This is a genomic window from Dyella sp. SG609 (assembly GCF_012275375.1).
In the GTDB taxonomy this organism is placed as follows: domain Bacteria; phylum Pseudomonadota; class Gammaproteobacteria; order Xanthomonadales; family Rhodanobacteraceae; genus Dyella_D; species Dyella_D marensis.
Genome location: NZ_JAAZQJ010000012.1, coordinates 124,536 through 141,894, shown reverse-complemented (window position 1 = coordinate 141,894; position 17,359 = coordinate 124,536). Strand labels below are relative to the sequence as shown.

The 17,359-nt window shown below is 68.1% G+C and carries 13 protein-coding genes; 6 read left to right on the top strand and 7 right to left on the bottom strand.

Annotated elements, in window-relative coordinates; translation table 11 throughout:
* Positions 1 to 9 precede the first annotated feature (9 nt).
* From FHW85_RS18835 to FHW85_RS18805, 7 genes are all read right to left on the bottom strand, one after another.
* On the bottom strand, positions 10 to 1,140 hold the full coding sequence (locus FHW85_RS18835; RefSeq protein ID WP_167252616.1) for an FAD-dependent oxidoreductase: 1,131 nt from the start codon (positions 1,138 to 1,140) through the stop codon (positions 10 to 12).
* Positions 1,137 to 2,390, bottom strand: a complete 1,254-nt coding sequence (locus FHW85_RS18830) for a dicarboxylate/amino acid:cation symporter (protein ID WP_167252617.1) — start codon at positions 2,388 to 2,390, stop codon at positions 1,137 to 1,139. The genes FHW85_RS18835 and FHW85_RS18830 overlap by 4 nt, the downstream gene beginning before the upstream one ends.
* Positions 2,387 to 3,178, bottom strand: a complete 792-nt coding sequence (locus FHW85_RS18825; protein ID WP_168649279.1) for a hypothetical protein — start codon at positions 3,176 to 3,178, stop codon at positions 2,387 to 2,389. Before FHW85_RS18825 ends, FHW85_RS18830 begins: the two co-directional genes overlap by 4 nt.
* Before the next feature lie 23 nt (positions 3,179 to 3,201).
* On the bottom strand, positions 3,202 to 4,050 hold the full coding sequence (locus tag FHW85_RS18820; RefSeq protein WP_168649291.1) for a MurR/RpiR family transcriptional regulator: 849 nt from the start codon (positions 4,048 to 4,050) through the stop codon (positions 3,202 to 3,204).
* A 37-nt stretch (positions 4,051 to 4,087) separates the two neighbouring features.
* Positions 4,088 to 5,185 (bottom strand): dipeptide epimerase, encoded by a 1,098-nt coding sequence (locus FHW85_RS18815; RefSeq protein WP_168649278.1) that lies wholly within the window; start codon positions 5,183 to 5,185, stop codon positions 4,088 to 4,090.
* A gap of 34 nt (positions 5,186 to 5,219) precedes the next feature.
* Positions 5,220 to 6,605, bottom strand: coding sequence for an SH3 domain-containing protein (locus tag FHW85_RS18810; protein ID WP_168649277.1), 1,386 nt, complete (start codon positions 6,603 to 6,605; stop codon positions 5,220 to 5,222).
* A 71-nt stretch (positions 6,606 to 6,676) separates the two neighbouring features.
* Positions 6,677 to 7,825 carry a DUF819 family protein gene (locus tag FHW85_RS18805; protein WP_167252620.1) on the bottom strand — a complete coding sequence of 383 codons (1,149 nt, stop codon included), beginning with the start codon at positions 7,823 to 7,825 and terminating at the stop codon, positions 6,677 to 6,679.
* A 248-nt stretch (positions 7,826 to 8,073) separates the two neighbouring features.
* On the opposite strand from FHW85_RS18805, the gene FHW85_RS18800 reads away from it, so the two are divergent.
* The 6 genes from FHW85_RS18800 to FHW85_RS18775 all read left to right on the top strand — a co-directional run bounded on the left by FHW85_RS18800 (position 8,074) and on the right by FHW85_RS18775 (position 17,350).
* Complete coding sequence (locus FHW85_RS18800) at positions 8,074 to 9,507, top strand: transglutaminase domain-containing protein (protein ID WP_168649276.1); 1,434 nt, start codon at positions 8,074 to 8,076, stop codon at positions 9,505 to 9,507.
* 53 nt (positions 9,508 to 9,560) lie between these two features.
* Positions 9,561 to 12,557 (top strand): TonB-dependent receptor, encoded by a 2,997-nt coding sequence (locus tag FHW85_RS18795; RefSeq protein ID WP_168649275.1) that lies wholly within the window; start codon positions 9,561 to 9,563, stop codon positions 12,555 to 12,557.
* Positions 12,558 to 12,636: 79 nt separating this feature from the next.
* On the top strand, positions 12,637 to 13,920 hold the full coding sequence (lysA, locus tag FHW85_RS18790; RefSeq protein WP_168649274.1) for a diaminopimelate decarboxylase: 1,284 nt from the start codon (positions 12,637 to 12,639) through the stop codon (positions 13,918 to 13,920).
* Positions 13,917 to 15,125, top strand: coding sequence for a dipeptidase (locus FHW85_RS18785; RefSeq protein WP_168649273.1), 1,209 nt, complete (start codon positions 13,917 to 13,919; stop codon positions 15,123 to 15,125). The genes lysA and FHW85_RS18785 overlap by 4 nt, the downstream gene beginning before the upstream one ends.
* Positions 15,109 to 16,650 (top strand): serine hydrolase domain-containing protein, encoded by a 1,542-nt coding sequence (locus tag FHW85_RS18780; protein WP_168649272.1) that lies wholly within the window; start codon positions 15,109 to 15,111, stop codon positions 16,648 to 16,650. The genes FHW85_RS18785 and FHW85_RS18780 overlap by 17 nt, the downstream gene beginning before the upstream one ends.
* A complete protein-coding gene (locus FHW85_RS18775) occupies positions 16,589 to 17,350 on the top strand; it encodes a M15 family metallopeptidase (RefSeq protein ID WP_168649271.1) in 762 nt (253 codons plus the stop codon). The genes FHW85_RS18780 and FHW85_RS18775 overlap by 62 nt, the downstream gene beginning before the upstream one ends.
* Positions 17,351 to 17,359: the final 9 nt, after the last annotated feature.

Genomic DNA, 17,359 nt, shown 5'->3' with positions numbered 1-17,359 from the left:
CGGTGGACCTTATTGATCGCGCGGCGCCAGCATCGCCGCGCTAAGCCCTGCATCCTGCAGATAGCCCGGCAGCGCCCTGCCCAGCGCCAGGCTCGCGCAGGCTTCGCCCATCGCCGCGCTGGTCTGGATGCCGTAGCCGCCTTGCGCCGCCACCCAGAAGAACCCCGGCGCATCCGTGGCGAAGCCGCCCACCAGGTCGCCGTCGGCAACGAAGGAACGCAATCCCGCCCAGGTACGCACTGGCCGGCGGATGCTCAGCGTGGTGGCTTCCTCGATGCGGTAGATGCCCAGGGCCACGTCGAGTTCTTCGGGTTGCACGTCGTGCGGCAGTACCGGGTCGGCGTTTGCGCAAGAACCGAGCAGCAATCCGGCGTCGGGTTTGAAGTAGAAGCTTTCGTCGGCATCGATCACGAACGGCCAGCGCGCGGTGGCCAGGCCATCCGGCGCTGCGAACAGGAAGGCCGAGCGGCGGCGCGGCTCGATGCCCAGCGGATGGACGCCGGCCAGGTTCGCCACCTGGTCGACCCAGGCGCCCGCCGCGTTGAGCACCAGCGGCGCGCGATACACCGTGTCGCCCGCATCCACATACCAATGCCCGGGGCCGCGTTCGATCGCGCCGATCTCCACGCCGGTGCGCAGCTGTCCGCCGCGTGCGCGCAGGCCGCGCAGAAAGCCCTGGTGCAGTTCGTTGACGTCGATGTCCGCGGCGCCGGGCTCGTGCAGGCCGATGCGTGCCGCTTCCGGGCGCAGCACCGGTACCATCGCCAGCAACTCGTCCGGCGACAGCAGTTTCAGATCGGAGGTATGCGACGACATCGCATCGTGCATCGCCACCACCGCATCGACCCTGTCCGCGTCGCCGATGATCACGGTGCCGCGCGGCGTGAGGATGGGATGCGCCGCGAAACCTTCCGGCGGATGCTCGAGGAACGGCCGCGTCGCCCGCGTCAGCGCGCGCACCTGCGGCGAGCCGTAGGTTTCGGAAAACAACGCCGCCGAGCGCCCGGTGGCATGCACGCCCGGATGCGTCTCGCGCTCCAGCACCACCACCCGCGCATGCGGCGCCAGGAAGTACGCCACCGAGGCGCCGGCCATGCCGGCGCCGATCACCACCGCATCGACCTCCACGATCCGGCTCATGCGCTCTCCACCGCGGCGGCATCCGCCGCCGATTGCTTCGCCACGACACTGGTGGCGGTGAGATCGGCCGTGACATTGCCCAGCGTGGCCAGCGCATCCGGCAGCGTGTCCACCGCCAGCATCAGGCCCAGCGGCCCCACCGGCACGCCCATCGCCTGCGCCACCGGCAGGTTGGTCGCCATAAAGCTCACCTGCCCCGGCAGGCCCACCGAACCCAGGCTGATCACCACCGCCAGCAGCGCGCCGAGCACCAGCTGCGCCGCGCCCAGTTCGATGCCGAAGGCCCAGGCGATAAAACAGGCCGAGGTGACGTACTGCACCGGACTGGTCAGGCGGAACAGGCTCACCGCCATCGGCAGCACCAGCGCATTGACGTGCTGCGGATAGCCCAATCGCGTGCCGGCGCTTTCCAGCATGGCCGGCATCGAGGCCAGCGAGGACTGCGTGCTCAGCGCCACCACCTGCGGCGGCGCCAGCGCGGCGACGAAGCGGCGTATGCGCTCGCCACCCCACAGCACCGCCACCGGCAGCATCAGCAGGGTCACCGCCAGGTACAGCAGGCATTCGACCAGCACATAGATGCCCAGCGCACCGAGCATATGCAGCCCGGCCCGCGCGCATACGGCCAGGATCAGCGCGAACACGCCCGCCGGCGCCGCCCACAGCACCCAGCGCACCACCACGATCATGGTGTCGGCGATGGCCTGGAAGAAATTCACCACCAAGGTGCGGCGCGCCGCCTCGATCCGCGTCAGCGCAAAGCCGAAGAACAGCGCGAACACCACCGTCGGCAACATCGCGCTCTGCGCGGCGGCCATGATCGCGTTGCTCGGCACGATGCCGTTGAACCAGTCCGCCCAGCCCATCGGCGCCACCGTCGACGCCGGCCCCGCCACCGTCTTGCCCAGCGCCGCGGCCAGCGCCGGGCTGCGCGGAAACAGCGCGAAGACCGAGGGCGCGGCGAACGCCGCCAGCAATGCGCCACCGGCCAGGATCACGATGAACACCCCGATCGCGCGCCGCGCCACGCGCCCGGACGCGGCCGCGTCGGTGGCGGTGTTCACGCCCACCACGATCAGCGCCAGCACCAGCGGCACCACGGTCATCTGCAAGGCATTCAGCCATAGCCGGCCCAGCGGTTGCGCGACGTCGGCGACGCGCACCGCAAGCGCGGGGCTCATCGCGTCCAGCGCCAGCCCCAGCGCCGCGCCGGCGGCGAGACCGGCCAGTACCCGCGCGGTGGGACTCATGGCGCGGCGTCCGCCGCCGGCAGCGCCCAGTCGCGCTGCAGCTTGGTATAGGCCTGGCGCGGCAGCAGCGCGAACACCGGGTGTTCTTCCGGCTTCAGCCAGCCCAGCAGCTGGCGCATCGCCGCTTCGTCCATCGCGGTGCAGCCGGCGGTGCTGTCGGTGGGCGAGCGCCACAGGTGGGCGAAGATGCAGGAACCGGCGCCGCGCTGCCCGTCCGGGTTGTGCTCGATCACGAAGCCCAGCTTGTAGCGCTGGTCGCCGTGCGCGTGCAGGTCCAGCCGCATCGCCTCGGTCGAACCGGCCACCGCCTTGGCGTCTTCGTGGTTGGCGTCGACGATGCGGTTGTAGAGCGGCGAGCCGTCCACGTCGACGCAGTAGTCCGACACGGTCAGCGCGCGGTACGCCAGCGCCGTATCCGCATGCCCGGCATAGCCGAAGGCCTCGCCGATACGGAACACGCCCGCGGCACTGCGGCCGTCGCCTTCATGCTTTACCGGGCCATCCGTGCGCGGCGCATGCAGGCCCACGCCCCAGGCGGCGCCCGAGCGGCCGATGGTGACCGGCACCGCATCCGCCACCGGCTGCCACGCATCGCCATGGCGCTCGTACGCACGCATCCGGCCGTGGTCGACATTCCAGTCGTCGGTAACGACCAGCACCAGCTGGCGCGCATCCTTCCATGCGAGGGCATCGGTGCGCGGCGGCGGCGAAGCAGCGCAACCGGCCAAGGCAAGCAGCGCCAGGCCGACGATCGAACGCAGTGTGGACAGACGGAAAGCGTGGATCATGCGGCCCCGGAATCGTCAGGCGGTCAGGGTTCCAGCAGCAGCTGGAGCCGTTCCAGATTGGTGAGCAGCTGCGCGTGGCGGCGTTCGTCGCCCTCGCACAGCTCGATGAACAACCCGTCCAGCAGATGCTGCAGGGCGGATTGATAGACGATCGACTGCACGTACGGCTGCTCGTCGTGCGCCGACACCAGCAGCGCCAGGTCGGCCAGCGCGCGCAGCGGATTGGACGTATGGCGCGTCACCGTCAGCAAACGGCCGCGCTGCTCGCGGAACAGCCGCCCCATCTTGCACAGCGCCGGATGGTGGCCATGCTCGGAGAAGATCAGCAGCACGTCGCCCGCGCCGCCGGAAGAAATGCTCGCCATCATCCGCGCCACGTCGAAGCTCTGCACGGTGGCGATGCCCAGCATCGACAGCTTCAGCGCGAAGCCGCGCGAGTAGACGTCGTCCTCGCCCACGCCGATCACGAACACCTTGCCGGCCTTGCCCAGCGCCTCCACCGCGCCGCGCAGGGTTTCCGGCGGATTGATCAGCCGCGTCGCCTCTTCCGCCTCCGACTTGCGCCGCCACAGGCTGGTGGCCAGCGACTCGCGCTCGCCGCCGGCCACCGGGTGCGCCGCCACCGCGGCCTCGCCGTTGTCGGCGCGCGCGATCGCCTCGCCGACCGAGTACTTCAGGTCCGGATAGCCCTTGAAACCCAGCTTCTGGGTGAACTTCACCACGCTGGACTGGCTGATCCCCAGCGCGTTCGCTAACTGCTGCGAGGAGTAGTCGCGCAGCAGCTGCGCGTTCTCCAGGATGAAGTCGGCGATGCGCCGCTCCACTGCCGACATCTGGTCGCGCTCGGAGCGGATCTTCACCAGTGGTGACATGGGCGGTGCGGGCAGCGATGCGGCCATAATCGGACTCCTAGCCATCGATCGGCTCCAGGCCGCGGATCTGGCGGATGCCCAATCCAGGCGCGGCGCTGATCGAGATCTCCGACTCGTTGAAGTTCACCCCGCCGTCCACCGGGTCGTACTGGCACAGCGAGGGGCCGTCCAGGTCCACCTTGGTGATCACGTCGGCCTTGGCCACCGCCACGTGCACCGCGGCAGCCACACTGATGCTGGTTTCCAGCATGCAGCCGATCATGCAGTCGATGCCGTGCAGGCCGGCGATGTCGGCGATGCGGATGGCATTGGAAATGCCGCCGGTCTTCATCAGCTTGATGTTGATGATGTCGGCCGCGCGCAGGCGGATCAGCTCGATCACTTCCATCGGGCCGAACACGCTCTCGTCCGCCATCACCGGCGTATGCACGCGTTCGGTGACATAGCGCATGCCTTCCAGGTCGCGCGCTTTCACCGGCTGCTCGACCAGCTCCAGCTTCACGCCGGCGTCTTCCAGCGTCTGCAGCGCGTACACCGCCTGCTTGGCGGTCCAGCCCTGGTTGGCGTCCAGGCGCAGCAGCGCGCGGTCTTCCACCGCGGCGTAGATCGCCTTGACGCGCTCGATGTCGACGCCGATGTCCTTGCCCACCTTGATCTTCAGCGACTCGAAGCCGCGCTCTACCGCGCTGATCGAATCGGCCACCATCTTGTCGATGTAGTCCACGCTGATGGTGATGTCGGTGGTGATCACCGGATCGCCGCCGCCCAGCAGCTGGTACAGCGGCGCCTTGTAGAGCTGGCCCCACAGGTCGTACACCGCGATCTCCACCGCCGCCTTGGCGCTGGTGTTCTTTTCCATCGAGGCCTGGATCAGATGGGTGATCCGGTTGAGGTCCGCCACCTCGTGCCCGATCAGCCGCGGCGCGATGTAGTGGCGGATGGCGTCGACGATGGAGCCGTGCGTGTCGCCGGTGATCACCGCGGTGGCCGGCGCCTCGCCGAAGCCGACGTGGCCGGTGTCGGTATGCACCATCACCACGATGTCCTCCACGCGCTCGACTGTGCGCAAGGCCGTCTTGAAGGGCGTCTTCAGCGGCACCCGCAGCATGCCGAACTGGATATCGGTGATTTTCATGAGGTCCGTCTGTGTGGGTCGGGTCGTCGGTCGGTCAGCGGATGCGCACGATGCTGGTCATGCGGTCGATATAGCGCTGCGTGTCGTTGAACATCAGCGGACGCAGCGGCGTCACCGACACTTCATTGAGCTGGACCCGCCGCATCGCGCCGTCCTGGCGGTAGCTGAGGCCGTTGGTGTCGTGGATCACGTAGGGTTCGCCGTCGATGCGGCCGAGCATCATCATCACGTGGCCGGGGATATAGATCAGGTCGCCGATCTGCAGCGCGTCGATCGCCTTCTCGCGCACCGCGCGGCTGTCCTTGTCGGTGAACAAGGTGTGCTCCAGCCCCGGGCTGACCGCCTGCGCGCTGGTATTGCGCGGCATCTGCACGCCCATGCTGCGGTAGACGTCGGAGACGAAGCCGCTGCAGTCGCGCGCGTCGTAGGCATGGCCCCAGCCATAGCGTTCGCCGAGGAACTTGAAGGCCTGGCGGATCAGGTTGGCATGGGTCAGCGGCAGATAGTCCGCCGCGCTGTCGGTGTTCTTCTGCAGCAGCGCCGGGCTGAAGGCGAGCGAGCCGTCGGCCTGGCGGACCGGCAGCTCCAGCGTCCACGAGCTGTAGGCGTGCTGGCCGTTGACCGGCTGGTCCGCCGCCAGGCCCTGCGCCAGCGGCACGCGCGTGCCCATGTCCAGCTGCAGCTGCGAGACGCCCGGCTGTTCGCGGGTGTAGACGGTGCGCTCGGTGGCGCCGGTGACCACGCGGTACGGCGCTTTGTCGGCATAGCCGAGCACCTGTTCGCGGCTGCCTTCGGCGATCGCGTCGCGTTCCACCCAGGCCGCGTAGCGCGGGCTCACCACGAACAGCCAGCGGCCGTCCTGGCTGGCATGCACGATCGCCACCGGTGTGCCGGGGAATTCGGCGGTTTCCTGGAAGCGGTCGATATCGGTGTCGCCCTTGTGGCTGAACACCCGCAGCGAGGTGGGAAAGGAACGCAGCGCGGCGCGCTTCACCACCAGGCCGTAGCGGGTCTTCTGCGTGGCCGGCACCTGGTCCAGCGCCAGCGACGGCAGCAGGGCATCGAGCGTGGCGGCGGGTACGCTGCGGCCGGCTTCGTCGTAGAGCTCGTGCGTGGGGCGCCTGGAAAGGTCCTGGATCCACTTCAGCACCTGCGCGCGCTCCAGCGTGGCCGGCAGCGCCTGCAGGTCGTGCATGCTGGGATCGACCTGCAGCAGTTTCGCATTGCGCGCGGCGATGGTGGCGGCATCCAGCACCACGGCGTCGGGCGACGGCGCCTGGCGCAGCCAGAACGCCGGATCCAGCTGCTCGGCGCCCACGCCGATCACGCCCGAGGGCGGCACCGCCATCTCGCGCGCATGCAGCGCGGCGCCCATCGGCAGCAGCAGGACCAGGCAGGCGGCGGCAAGCGGGTGACGCATGGTCGGTTTCTTCATTGCCGATTTCCTCATCCCGATTTCCTCAACGCGTTCTCCTCATCGATAGCCGCCGCTCACGACGACAGCATCGACAGCACCTGGGCCACCAGCAGGCCGAAGCCGGTGCCGAGGATATAGCCGAGCAGGGCCAGCAGGACGCCCACCGGCACCAGCGGACGCGCATAGGTGGCGGCCAGCACCGGGGTGGCGGCGACGCCGCCGATATGCGCCAGCGAGGAAATGCCGCACAGGTACAGGTCGAAGCGGAACAGCTTGGCGAACAGCGCCAGCAGCACGCCCTGGATGCCGATGATGCAGACGCCGCACAGCAGGTACAGCGGCGCGCGGCCCATGCCTTCGAAATTGCTTTGCGAGGCCAGCACCGCCACCACCGCCACCAGCAAGGTGCCGGAAATCTTGCCCGCGCCCGGCAGCCGCGCCAGCGGCGTATGCGCCGCGAGCAGGCCCAAGCCCGTAGCCAGCAGGATGGTCCAGGTGGTGGGACTGACCATGCCGGACGCCGGCAGCCGGTCGCCCAGCCACGCCGAACCCGCCGCCACCAGCAGGGCCAGGCCCAGCCACAGCAGCACGCTGTCGGTGGTGGGCGGACTGTCGACGCGCGTTTCCGCCACGATCAGGTCCGCGCTGGAGGTGGCGCGGGTCCAGCGGTTGAAGGCCGGCGCCAGGCGCGCCACCGAGAACAGCACCACCACCCACATCGAGTAGCACAGCGCGTCGGTGAGCAGGCTCATGGCCAGGTGCGTGTCGGACATGCCGATCGCCTGCTTCACCGCGATCATGTTCGCCGTGCCGCCCATCCAGCTGCCGCTGAGCGCAGCCAGCGGATGCCAGGCGTCGCCCGGCAGCCAGTGGCGGAACATCAGGTAGGTGACCACGAAGGCGGTGAACAGGCTCACCGAGGTGCAGGCGAACACCGCCAGCACGCGCGGACCCAGCGCGAAGATCGCGCGCAGGTCGCAGTTGATCATCAGCAGGAACACCAGCGCCGGCACCATGCGCTCCACCAGCATGCCCTGCGCGGCCTGGATCTCGGCGGTGTTCTTCCACAGCCCCGACACGGCCAGGGCGGTGACCAGCAGATAGGTAAGCACGATAGGCGGCAGCACGTTGAAGATCCGCCAGCCGAACTGCCTTTCCAGCGCGGGGAATGCCCCGGCCGCCAACAGCATCAGCGCCAGATAAGGCCAGACCGTCTGGATCATCGAACCCCCTTCGTCAGTGGCTGCCGGGCGGCTGGCCCATGGCAATTCGGCAGGCTTGGAATAGCTAATTCCTGTCAATTTCTATCGAAGCATAAATTATTGACCAGGGATTGCAAGCATGCTACACAGCGTTTTCAACAACTTCTTGCGGGGGAGTTCTGGTGTTGAAAACGGCAGGCTCGGCACCGGGTTCCGCGGCCGCGCGCGCACTGCGCCGCACCGCTTTTGCGCTGGCCCTGGGCTGCGCCATGTCTCCCGTTTTCGCCGCGGCCGGCGACACGCCCGCGGGCTTGAACGACACCATCGCGCAGATCGACGCCGGCCACTTCAAGCAGGCCGAAGCCGCGATCGGCCAGGCGCTCGCCCAGCCGGGACTCTCCGCCCAGGCGCGCCAGGACTGGCTGTTCCAGCGCGAGCGCATGCGCCGCATCCTGCTCGACTTCACCCTCGACGCCGACGCGGTGAAGGCGCGGGTGCGCAAGCAGATGCCGGACCTGAGCGACGCCGACTTCGCGCGCTGGGACGCCGCCGGCCTGTTCGAACACCAGACCATCGACGGCCGCACGCTGTACTTCAAGCGCTCGCCCGGCAACCTGTTCCGCCTGAGCGCCGAGGCACGCGGGCGCCGCACGGACAAGACGCCGCTCACCGACGGCCCGATGGAGTCACTCAACGACTACCACCGCCAGGTGCGCGCCGCCGCGCTGGCCGAACACTCAACCCACGTGCTGCCGCACCGCGTGCGCATGACGCAGACGCTGACCGTCGACGCCAATGCCGTGCCCGCGGGCGAGACGGTGCGTGCGTGGATTCCCTATCCGCAGGAACTGCCCGGCCAGCAGGACGACATCCGCTACGTGACCAGCGTGCCGGCGAAGCACGACATCGCGCCGGCCAGTGCGCCGATGCGCACGGTGTACCTGGAGCAGCCCGCGAAGGCCGGCGAGAAGACCGTGTTCTCGGTGACCTATGAAGTGAGCTTGTCCGCGCAGTACCGCGAGATCGACCCGGACCAGGTCACCGCCACGCGCATCACGCCAGAACTTGCACCCTACGTGGCCGAGCGCGCGCCGCACGTGGTGTTCACCGACGACCTGCGCAAGTTCTCCAAGGATGTGGTGGGCGAGGAGAAGAACCCCTACCGCATCGCGCAGAAGCTGTTCGCCGCGGTGGACCGCATCCCCTGGGCCGGTGCGCGCGAGTATTCGACCATCAGCAACATCAGCGACTACACCTTGCACGCCGGCCACGGCGACTGCGGGCAGCAGACGCTGCTGCTGATCGCCCTGCTGCGGCTCAACGGCATTCCGGCGCGCTGGCAGTCCGGCATGGTGTTCGCCGAGAACGGCTACGACAACATCCACGACTGGGGCCAGGTGTATCTGGCGCCCTACGGCTGGGTGCCGATGGACGTGACCACCGGCCAGCTGCATCCGGCCGCGCCGGCCGACGCGCCGCTGCAGTGGTTCTACCTCGGCGGCCTGGACGCCTGGCGCATCGCCTTCAACCGCGATTTCGGCCAGCCCTTTACGCCGCCCAAGCAGCAGTTCCGCTCCGACAACGTCGATTCGCAACGCGGCGAGGTCGAGTGGAAGGGCGGGAATCTGTACTTCGACCAGTGGGACTACCACTTCCAGTGGCAGCTGCTGCCGGACGCGCGGGGGCGTGCCGGCGGCGCCTGAGTTCTTTTCGCTAACGCATCGACATCACGTTGGGAGACGGGGAGATGGGGGAGATGAGCAGTCGGTATCTGCGCAAGACCGCGCTATGTCTGGGGCTGGGCCTGGCCTTCGGCCTGCCTGCCTGGCAGGCGCATGGCGCCAACAACGACGGCACCATCGTGGGCCGCACGCAGCCCGGCGCGGTGGTGACCGTGCGCGACCCAGCCACCGGCCTGTCGCGCAGCACCACGGCGGACGAGAAAGGCAATTACCGCATTCCGTTCCTGCCGGTGGGCAGGTACGTGCTGGAAAGCCGCAAGGACGGCAACCTCACCACCCAGCCGGCCGACGTGACGGTGACCCTGGGCAATGCCACCACGGTGAACCTGGGCGTGAAGGAGCTGGAAGGCGTGAGCGTCAGCGCCACCAGCGTGATCACCAAGGTGGACGTCACTTCCACCGAGTCGGCGGTCAACATCAGCCGCGAGGAACTGCGCCGCCTGCCGGTGGATCAGAACATCGCCTCGGTCGCCCTGCTCGCGCCGGGCGTCAACAAAGGCAATTCCAGCTTCGGCGGCATCAGCTTCGGCGGTTCGTCGATCGCGGAGAACGCGATCTACGTCAACGGCCTCAACGTCACCGATTTCTACAACCGCAACGGCTTCTCCGAAGCACCGTTCGCCTTCTACCAGGAGTTCCAGGTCAAGACCGGCGGCTACTCGGTGGAGTTCGGCCGCACCACCGGCGGCGTGATCAACGCGGTGGCGCGCTCGGGCAGCAACCAGTTCAAGTGGGGCACCGAGCTGACCATGGAACCGGGCGCCTGGCACGACAAGCCCAAGAACCGCTACGACGCGCAAGGCAACCGCTACCTCGCCTCCAGCGAGGACCGCGACTCGCTGATGAAGACCAATGTCTACGCGTCCGGCCCCATCGTGAAGGACAAGCTGTTCTTCTTCGCCATGTACGAGGCGCGCGGCAGCTCGCCGCGCAATACCAGCGACGACGGCACCACCTTCACCAGCAACGGCGCCCACAACGGTTTCTGGGGCGCCACCATCGACTGGCACATCAACGACAACAACCTGCTGTCGCTGATGGCGTTCTCCGACAAGAGCAAGAACACCGGCGACGTCTACGACTACACCTTCGACACGCGCACGCTCGGCGCCAAGACCAACGAGATCTACACCGACTCCGGCGGCAAGAACTGGGCGCTGACCTACACCAACTACCTCACCGACGACCTGTCGATGAAGCTGCTGTACGGCAGCAACAAGCGCAACGCCTATACCCGCTCGCTCAGCGATATCGAATGCAACCGCGTGGTGGCCGAAACCAAGGTCACCAATGCCGTGCCGGTGCCGGGCGGCGTGCCGCTGGGCTGCACCACCAACTCCACGGTGGAGAAGCGCGACGACACCCGCAAGGAGATCCGCGCCGATTTCGAATGGAAGCTCGGCGACCACCTGGTGCGCTTCGGCTACGACCACGAGAAGGACACCTCGATCTACCAGCGCCACTACACCGGCCCCGGCGCGGTCTACTACAACCTCTACTACGCCACCCCGGGCTCCACCATCAACAACACCGGCGGCGTGCTGCCGGCCGGGTATACGGCGTACGTGCGTGCGCGCCGCTACGAGATCGCCGGCACCTTCGAGACCACCAACTCGGCGTATTACCTGGAAGACAACTGGCAGATCACGCCGACCTTCCTGTTGAACGCGGGCATCCGCAACGACGGCTTCGACAACAAGGCCGCCAACGGCAGCAGCTACATCAAGATGAAGAACATGTGGGCGCCGCGCTTCGGCTTCTCCTGGGACATCAAGGGCGACGGCACCACCAAGCTGTTCGGCAACCTGGGCCGTTACTTTTTGCCGGTGGCCAACGTGATCAACATCAAGCAGGCCGGCGGCCTGCTCGACGAGCGCACCTACTACGCCTTCAGCGGCTGGCAGATCGTCGACCGCAACGGCAACAAGTACGCGATGCCGGTGCTCGGGCCGCAGCTGGGCGGCGTGGACACCTCGCAGGGCGACGGCAAGGTCGGCGACCTGCGCTCGCAGGTGAACAAGGACATGGACCAGGTGTTCCAGGACGAAGCCATCCTCGGCTTCCAGCAGATGCTGGACAAGAGCTGGTCCTGGGGCGTGAGCGCCACCTACCGCCGCCTGCACAACGCGATCGACGACATGGAGATCAGCGCCACCGGCAAGTGCGGCGCCAACGGCTATATCGGCTGGGTGATGGGCAACCCGGGCAAGAAGAACACGGTGTGGGGCGACACCAACTGCGACGGCGTGGCCGACGGCTGGGTCACCGTGGACACGGCGAAGGAAGGCTGGGCGATGTACGACGCCGACGGCAATTACCTGGGCCAGCGCGGCTGGGTGAAGCCCAAGCGCACCTTCACTTCGGTGGAGTTCCAGCTGGACCGCGCCTGGGACAACCAGTGGGCGTTCAACGCCTCGTATACCTTGTCGTGGAATCGCGGCAACGCGGAAGGCCCGGTCAACTCCGATACCAACTTCGACGATACCGGCCGCACCGAGAACTTCGACAACCCCTGGGTAAACTTCGGCGGCGACGGCTATCTGCCGAACGACCACCGCCACCAGCTGAAGCTGCGCGGCACCTATGCGCTCACCCCGCACTGGCAGTTCGGCGGCGACCTCACCGTGCTGTCCGGCGGCCCGATCACCGGCTTCGGCGTGGGCAATCCGTACGACGCGACCAACTACCACAGCTACTACATCTGCGTGGCCAACTGCTCGTCCGACCGTTCGGAAGACCGCGTGTACGAGCGTTCCCCGCGCGGCAAGTACGGCACCATGCCGTGGACCTACAACCTCGGCGCCAGCGTCACCTACCTGCGCTCGCTGGGCGAGACCGGCCAGCTGCGCGTGAAGTTCGCCATCTACAACCTGCTCAACCAGCAGCGCACGGTGGCGGTGGATCAGGATCTGCAGACTTCGATCAGCGACGGTACCAATTCCACGTTCCGCCAGGCGCTGCGCTTCCAGGATCCGCGTTTTGCCCAGCTCACCGTGTCGCTGGATTTCTGAGCATGCATCGCTGAAGGTGTACTCCCCAAGGCGGCCCGCGTGAGTTCGGGCCGCCTTTTTTTCAGCACACGGCAGAAACATGTCCCACACCTCGTCCCTTCCCGCCGAACCTGCGCTCCACCCCGACACCCTGTTCGACGGCGTCGACCTGCGCCGCCTCGCCGAACGCATCCCCACCCCGTTCCACGCCTATTCCGCCAGCGCGATCCGCGCCCGCATCGATGGCTTGCAGCAGGCGCTGCAAGGCCTGGATGCCACGCTGTGCTACGCCGTCAAGGCGAACAGCAATCTGGCCATCCTGCAGCTGATGGCGAAAGCGGGCGTGGGTGCGGACATCGTCTCCTCCGGCGAGCTATGGCGCGCCTTGCATGCGGGCATTCCGGCGCAGCGCATCGTGTTCTCCGGCGTGGGCAAGACCGCGGCCGAGATCGCCGAGGCCCTGGCCGCCGGCATCCAGCGCTTCAATGTCGAATCGGCGGACGAACTGGAGCTGCTGCAGCAGATGGCGGCCGAACTGCACGTCACCGCGCATGCGGCGGTGCGCATCAACCCCGACGTCGACGCGCAGACCCACGCCAAGATTTCCACCGGCAAGGCGGAAAACAAATTCGGCGTGAGCATCGACGAGGCGCGCCGCTGGTTCGACCAGGCGGCGCGCCACCCGAACGTACGGCTGGACGGCCTGCACGTGCATATCGGCTCGCAGATCCTCAGCGTGGAACCGTTCCGCCTCGCCTTCGCGCGCGTGGCGGCGTTCTGGCGCGAGCTGGAAGACGCCGGCCACGCCATCGCCAGCATCGACGTGGGCGGCGGCCTGGGCGTGCGCTATCGGGACGGCCAGGTGCCGATCGCGCCGGCGGACTACGCCGCGGCCATCCGCGAAGCCCTGGGAGCATTCAAAGGGCGCCTGCTGCTGGAACCCGGCCGCTATCTGGTCGCCGAGGCCGGCGTGCTGCTCACTCGAGTGATCCGCGTGAAGCAGGGCGACCGGCGCCGCTTCCTGGTGCTCGACGCGGCCATGAACGACCTGCTGCGCCCCAGCCTCTACGAGGCCTGGCACGACATCGTCCCCCTGCTCGACGGACCGCGTCCGCACTGCCGCTACGACGTGGTCGGCCCGGTCTGCGAAACCGGCGACACCTTCGCGGTGGAACGCGAGCTGCCCGAGCTGCGCAGCGGCGACCTGGTGCTGATCCGCACCACCGGCGCCTACGGCGCCTCGATGGCGTCCACCTACAACTCGCGCCCGCTCGCCGCCGAGGTGCTGCTCGAGCGCGGCCGCCATGCCATAGTGCGGCGGCGGCAGAGTCTCGAAGACATGGTCGCCGGCGAACAGCCGGCCTCGCATTGGGAAAGCGCATGAAGCTATGGCCTTATCTCGGCGCGCTGGCGCCGCTGCTGCTGTGGACCGGCCCCGCCGCGGCGGGCGAGGACCCGCCCGTCACCATCGACACCCACGTCGATATCCCGCTGGCCTACATGCACGAGCCGCGTTTCGACGCGGGTCACGACACCCCGCTGCAGGTGGACCTGGGCAAGATGGAACGCGGCGGATTGAACGCCGCGTTCTTCGTCATCTACGTCGAGCAGGGCCCGCTCAATGCCAAGGGCTATGCCAAGGCGGTAGCGCAGGCCAGGCGCAAGTACGAGGACATCCACCTGCTGGTGCAGCGCTATCCGCGGCGCATCAAGCTGGCTACCACGCCGGAACAAGTCATCGCCAACCGCAAGGCCGGCGTGCTGTCGGCGATGATCGGCATCGAGAACGGCTATTCGCTCGGCCACGACCTGAAGAACATGGACTGGGTGTTCGCCCAGGGCGCGCGCTATATCGGCCTCACCCACGTCGGCCACAACGATCTTTGCACCAGCTCGATGCCCACCGCCGAGCTGGGCGATCCGCCGCTGAGCGACGCAGGGCTGAGTGCGTTCGGCAAGCAGGTGGTGGAGCGCGCCAACCGGCTGGGCATCATGGTCGATGTCTCGCACAGTTCGGATGCCTGCGTGCGCGACGTGCTGGCGCTGTCGAAGGCGCCGGTCATCGCCTCGCATTCCGGCGCGCACGCGCTGGTCAACCATCCGCGCAACCTGCCGGACGATCTGCTGCGTGCGATCGCGGCAAAGGGTGGCGTGGTGCAGGCGGTGGCTTACAAGGGCTTCCTGAAGCTGGATCCGGGCCGCGAACTCGCCGAGAAGGCCTTGCAGGCGCAGGTGGCCAAGCAGGCGGGCGACAAGCAGTACGACAGCGAGAAGCACGATTTCCTGCCAGCGTATGTCCAAGGCATGGCGCGCATCGACAAGGCCTTTCCCTTGCCGACGCTCGACGATTACCTGGCGCAGATCCGCCATATGGTCGACGTCGCCGGCATCGACCACGTCGGCATCGCCTCGGACTTCGACGGCGGCGGCGGCATCGACGGCTGGCGCGACGCCAGCCAGACCCGCAACGTGACCGCGGCGCTGCGCAAGGCCGGTTTCAGCGATGCGGACATCGCCAAGCTGTGGGGCGGCAATCTGCTGCGCGTGTGGCGGGCGGTGGAGCAGACGGCCGATGCGCCGGCTCGCTGAAGTCCTGTCGATCGCACTGCTGCTCGCCGCCGGTGCGGTGCAGGCGCAGACGCCGAAGGACCGCTTCGATCCGCTGGTCGACGCCGTGGTGGCGCGCTATCGCCTGCCCGGCATCGCCGTCGGCGTGATCGAGAACGGCGAAGTCGTGTACCGGCATACCGCGGGCGAACTGGCGCTGGGATCCGGCCAGCCGGTCACCCCCGATGCGCTGTTCAAGATCGCCTCCAACAGCAAGGCGATGACCTCCGCCCTGCTCGCGCGCCTGGTGCAGCAGGGCAAGCTGCGCTGGGACGATCCGGTGAAGCGCTGGATTCCGGCTTTCCGTATGTACGACCCATGGGTGACCGAGCATATGCAGGTCGGCGACCTGCTGACGCATCGCAGCGGGCTGGGCGAAGGCGCGGGCGATCTGATGCTGTGGCCGGAGCCGAACGGCTTCACCCGCCAGGACATCGTCGCCGCGCTGGCCTATCTGAAGCCGCGCTACAGCTTCCGTGCCGGCTATGCGTACGACAACCTGCTCTACGTGGTGGCGGGCGAAGTCGCTGCCGCCGCGGGCGGCGCGCCGTATGAAACGCTGCTGCGCCGCGAAGTGTTCGAACCGCTCGGGCTGGCACGCTGCCAGGTCGGTACCTGGCGCCGCGATGCGCTGGCGCCGGTCGCGGTGCCGCATGCAAGCCGCGGTGACGGCTTCGTACCGCTTGCGCCCACCGACCCCGTGGTGCACCCCACCACCATGGAAGCGGCCGGCGGCGTGCAGTGCAGCCTCGATGACATGCTGATCTGGGCGCGCCAATGGCTGGCGCCGACGCCACAGCAGCTGGCCTGGCTGCCGCAGGCGCAGCGCGACCCGCTGTGGACGCCGTACACGCCGATGCCGATCTCCGCGCAGCGCCGCGCCTGGGATGGCACCAAGCTGTATGCCTACGGCTATGGCTGGCGCATCGCCGATGTGGATGGCGTGCAGACCGTATCGCATACCGGCACGCTGTCGGGCATGTATTCGGCGCTGTACCTGGTGCCGGGCCGGCGCGACGGTTTCGTGGTGCTGATCAACGGCGATGCGGAAGACGCACGCACCGTGCTGGTCGAAGTGCTGCTGAAGCAGTTCACCGCGCCGGAGAAAGCACGCAGCGTCGCCGCCTATGCGGACGAACTCGCCGCGAAGGAAAGCCACCGCCACGCGTCGCGCGTGCCCGATACGTCCAGACGCCAAGCCGCCACGCGCAAGGAACTGGCCGGCCTGCTTGGCGTATGGCGCGATCCCTGGTTCGGCGAAGCGCGCCTGTGCCCGAGCGGCGACGGCGTGGCATTCGAAGCGGTCAAATCCCCTCGCCTGCGCGGCCCGGTGATGCGCGTGGGCCACGGCTACCTGGTGCAGTGGGAGCACGGCGACGCCGAAGCCTGGCTGCATGCACCCACCGGCAAGTCCGGCAACCTGCAGATGAGCAAGGTCGATCCCGATGCCGATTTCAGCTACGACTTCGAAGATCTCGCGTTCAAGCGCGTACGCGGCTGCGACTAGGCGGCTGGCGCTGCTGGCCGCCGCGCTGCTGTGCGGCTGCGCCGCGCCGGCCGCGAAGCCGCCCGTCGCCACCGGCACGCTGGCGCAGGCGAACCTGGTGGATATCCGCACGCTGGCGCCGGATATCGCCGAGGACATCAAGTACGCCGGCAGCGACAACTTCGTCGGCACGCCGGTCGACGGCTACGCGGCGGCGAAGTGCTATCTGCTGCGCCCCGCGGCCGCGGCGCTGGCCAAGGTCGAACGCGACCTGCACGCCAAGCACCAGCGCCTGCTGCTGTGGGACTGCTACCGTCCGGCCCGCGCCGTCAGCCATTTCGTGCGCTGGGGCGGCGACCTGGCCGACCAGCGCACGAAGGCCGCGCACTATCCCCATCTCGACAAGCGCGTGCTGCTCGGCGACTACATCGCGCCGCGCTCGGGCCACAGCCGCGGCGCCACCATGGACCTCACCCTGATGCAATGCGATGCGCGCGACGAGCACTGCGCGCCACTCGACATGGGCACGCCGTTCGACTACTTCGACCCGCTGGCCAATACCGACAACCCGGACGTCACGCCCGCACAGCGCGCCCATCGCGACCTGCTGCGCGAGGCGATGCGCCGCGGCGGCTTCCGCAACTACGCGTTCGAGTGGTGGCATTACACGCTCGAGCCGGAACCGGCGCCCGACACCTACTACGACCTGCCGATCCGCTGACCGGGACCC

What these genes read in the sequence shown, in the direction of transcription:
- FHW85_RS18835 (WP_167252616.1), bottom strand. Translation starts at nt 1,140, where the DNA reads ATGAGCCGGATCGTGGAGGTCGATGCGGTGGTGATCGGCGCCGGCATG.
- FHW85_RS18830 (WP_167252617.1), bottom strand. Translation starts at nt 2,390, where the DNA reads ATGAGTCCCACCGCGCGGGTACTGGCCGGTCTCGCCGCCGGCGCGGCG.
- FHW85_RS18825 (WP_168649279.1), bottom strand. Translation starts at nt 3,178, where the DNA reads ATGATCCACGCTTTCCGTCTGTCCACACTGCGTTCGATCGTCGGCCTG.
- FHW85_RS18820 (WP_168649291.1), bottom strand. Translation starts at nt 4,050, where the DNA reads ATGTCACCACTGGTGAAGATCCGCTCCGAGCGCGACCAGATGTCGGCA.
- FHW85_RS18815 (WP_168649278.1), bottom strand. Translation starts at nt 5,185, where the DNA reads ATGAAAATCACCGATATCCAGTTCGGCATGCTGCGGGTGCCGCTGAAG.
- FHW85_RS18810 (WP_168649277.1), bottom strand. Translation starts at nt 6,605, where the DNA reads ATGCGTCACCCGCTTGCCGCCGCCTGCCTGGTCCTGCTGCTGCCGATG.
- FHW85_RS18805 (WP_167252620.1), bottom strand. Translation starts at nt 7,825, where the DNA reads ATGATCCAGACGGTCTGGCCTTATCTGGCGCTGATGCTGTTGGCGGCC.
- FHW85_RS18800 (WP_168649276.1), top strand. Translation starts at nt 8,074, where the DNA reads ATGTCTCCCGTTTTCGCCGCGGCCGGCGACACGCCCGCGGGCTTGAAC.
- FHW85_RS18795 (WP_168649275.1), top strand. Translation starts at nt 9,561, where the DNA reads ATGAGCAGTCGGTATCTGCGCAAGACCGCGCTATGTCTGGGGCTGGGC.
- lysA (WP_168649274.1), top strand. Translation starts at nt 12,637, where the DNA reads ATGTCCCACACCTCGTCCCTTCCCGCCGAACCTGCGCTCCACCCCGAC.
- FHW85_RS18785 (WP_168649273.1), top strand. Translation starts at nt 13,917, where the DNA reads ATGAAGCTATGGCCTTATCTCGGCGCGCTGGCGCCGCTGCTGCTGTGG.
- FHW85_RS18780 (WP_168649272.1), top strand. Translation starts at nt 15,109, where the DNA reads ATGCGCCGGCTCGCTGAAGTCCTGTCGATCGCACTGCTGCTCGCCGCC.
- FHW85_RS18775 (WP_168649271.1), top strand. Translation starts at nt 16,589, where the DNA reads ATGCCGATTTCAGCTACGACTTCGAAGATCTCGCGTTCAAGCGCGTAC.